Origin of the sequence: Tepidimonas sp. (assembly GCF_029335975.1) — a bacterium.
Classification (GTDB): Bacteria; Pseudomonadota; Gammaproteobacteria; order Burkholderiales; family Burkholderiaceae_C; genus Tepidimonas.
Window position 1 is genome coordinate 1 of sequence record NZ_JARJMT020000163.1, and the last position, 2,563, is coordinate 2,563.

Consider the following 2,563-nt stretch of genomic DNA (forward strand, 5'->3'; position numbering starts at 1 on the left):
GGGAACAGCCCGATCTCCATGCCGATGAAGCCAAAAAACAGACCGGTGGCCGCCAGCGAGAACGCCACCGGAAAGCCAGTCAGCAGAAAGACCAGCAGGCCGGCGAACATCACCGGCACGAAGTTGTCGTGCAAAAAAACCGTCATCGCGTCACTCTCCGACTGGAGGCATCAGGACTTGGGGCGCCGCCACGGGCAGCGCGCTCGGCCTCGGCCGCAGCGATTTCCTTGGCCAGCAGTTCGGTTTCGCTCGGGCCCGTGTGATCCAGCGGATCGGGCCCGGCACCCACGAGAAACGCGATGCGTTTGATAAGCTCGCTGACGCTTTGCAGCGCGAGCAGCGTGAAGCCTGCCGGAATCAGCAGGTAGACCGGCCAACGCACCAACCCGCCGGCGTTGGAAGACACCTCGCCGCTGACCCAGGCCCGCTCGAACAGCGGCCAGCCGAGCTCGACCATCATCACACACAGCGGCAAGACAAAGATCACGATGCCCAGCACATCGATCCAGTTGCGCGCGCGCGCACCAAGCTTGCTGGAGATGAAATCGATGCGCACATGCGCGTTGCGCAGGAAAGCGTAACCGCCGCCCAACATGAAGACGGCGGCGAACAGGTACCACTGCACCTCCAGCCAAGCGTTGGAGCTGGTACCGAGGGCCCGGCGCACCGTGGCATTGCCGGCGCTGATCAGCGTAGCGGCAAGGATCAACCACATCGCAAACCAGCCAATGGCTCGATTCAGGGCATCGATGGCCCGCGTCAATCGCAACAACAACGTCATCGTGAACTCTCCAGCGCCGTGCCCACCTGCGGCAGCCAGTCTAGCCGACCATCTCAAGCCGGTTTACCGCACTCCAGAACGGAAAACCCCGCTTGCGCGGGGTTGCGCCCAACCCTGGGGCTGGGCTTGACGCCCAGCCCAGTATCTGCCGGGCTCAGAGCTTGGCAGCCTGCATGAAGCTGTCGAAGCGCGCCTCGGTAAAGCGGAACCACAGGTTGGCTTCGCGCTGGAAGTTGCGATAGTCGCTGTAGACTTTCTTCCAGTTGGGGTTGCTGGCGCTCAGCTCGTCGTACAGGGCCATGGCCTGCTTGAAGGCCTCATCCATCACATTCTTGGGCAGCGCCAATACTTTGACGCCGTTGGCGACGAGACGCTTGAGTGCCGCCGGGTTGCGCGCGTCGTACATCGCCTGCATCGTCACATGCGCATGGCTGGCTGCAGCCTCCACCATTGCCTTGTAGTCGGCTGGCAAATCGTTGTAAGCTTTCTTGTTGATGTAGAAATCGAGCTGCGCGCCACCTTCCCACCAGCCCGGGTAGTAGTAGTTCTTGGCGACCTTGTAAAAGCCCAACTTCTCATCGTCATACGGACCGACCCACTCGGTCGCGTCGATCGTACCCTTCTCCAGCGCCTGGTAGATCTCGCCGCCCGGAATGTTTTGCGGCACCGCGCCCATGCGGGTCAACACCTTGCCGGCAAAACCACCGATGCGCATTTTCAGGCCTTTGATGTCAGCGGGGCCCTTGATCTCCTTGCGGTACCACCCCCCCATCTGCGCACCGGTGTTGCCGCCTGGGAAGTTGACGATGTTGTACTGGTCGTAGAACTCGCGCATCAGCTTCATGCCGTTGCCATCGTAGAACCAGGCAGTGAGCTGGCGGCTGTTCATGCCGAACGGAATGGCGGTGCCAATGGCGAAGGTATCGTCCTTGCCAAAGTAGTAGTACGGCGCGGTGTGACCAGCCTCGACCGTGCCCTGTTGCACCGCATCGACGACGCCAAGGGCCGGCACCAACTCGCCCGGTGCATGCACGGAAACCTGAAATTTGCCGCCAGACATCGCGTTGACGGTTTTGGCGAACACCTCCGCCGCGCCGTGGATGGTGTCGAGCGACTTGGGAAAGCTGGAGGTCAAGCGCCAACGGATTGTGGCCTGGGCGTGCACCGCGGGCGCAGCCGCCGCGGCCAGGATGCCGGCCACGCCGGCGTGCTTGATGACGGAACGACGATCCATATCGGAAAGCTCCTTGGGGTTGAATGACTGTTGCCTTTGGCTGGTGGGGAAGCCAGCGGCGTTGCGGTGCCGACTATAGTGGACGCCTGCGGCCGCAACGCGAGTGTTTACCCTGAGAGGAGGATGTCAACGGGGAGTCTTGAATTTATTTCAAACACCCAACAAAGCGTCTCACACCCCACGCTCGCCCAGGCGTGTGCGCGCAAGCTGCCCCTTTCAAGCAGCAGGATACACCACCTCGAGCACCGGGCGAGCCACCAGGTGCGCGCCGAAGCGCTCGCGTACGCTGCGCTCGATTCCGCTTGCATCCAGTCCCAGCCGCGCCAACAGCAAGGCGGGGTCGCCGTGCTCGATGAAGCGATCGGGCAAACCAAGCGGCAACACCGGTCGCACCACACCTTCGGCGGCAAGCAACTCCATCACCGCGGCCCCGGCACCGCCGGCGATGGCGCCCTCCTCCACGGTGACGAGCGCGTCGTGGTCGCGCGCCAGCTCCAGCACCAGATCGCGGTCCAAAGGTTTGGCCCAGCGCATGTTGGCCACCGTCG

The 2,563-nt window shown here is 62.8% G+C and carries 3 protein-coding genes; all 3 read right to left on the reverse strand.

From position 1 onward, the window contains the following. Positions 1–142: 142 nt before the first annotated feature. On the reverse strand, positions 143–781 hold the full coding sequence (locus P3W97_RS09210) for a TRAP transporter small permease subunit (protein ID WP_300846044.1): 639 nt from the start codon (positions 779–781) through the stop codon (positions 143–145). 154 nt (positions 782–935) lie between these two features. Continuing rightward, positions 936–2,015: a TRAP transporter substrate-binding protein gene (locus tag P3W97_RS09215; protein WP_300846046.1), complete on the reverse strand. Its 1,080-nt coding sequence runs from the start codon at positions 2,013–2,015 to the stop codon at positions 936–938. A gap of 216 nt (positions 2,016–2,231) precedes the next feature. Next, a partial coding sequence (locus P3W97_RS09220; protein ID WP_300846048.1) for a transketolase C-terminal domain-containing protein occupies positions 2,232–2,563 on the reverse strand: 332 nt, incomplete at its 5' end.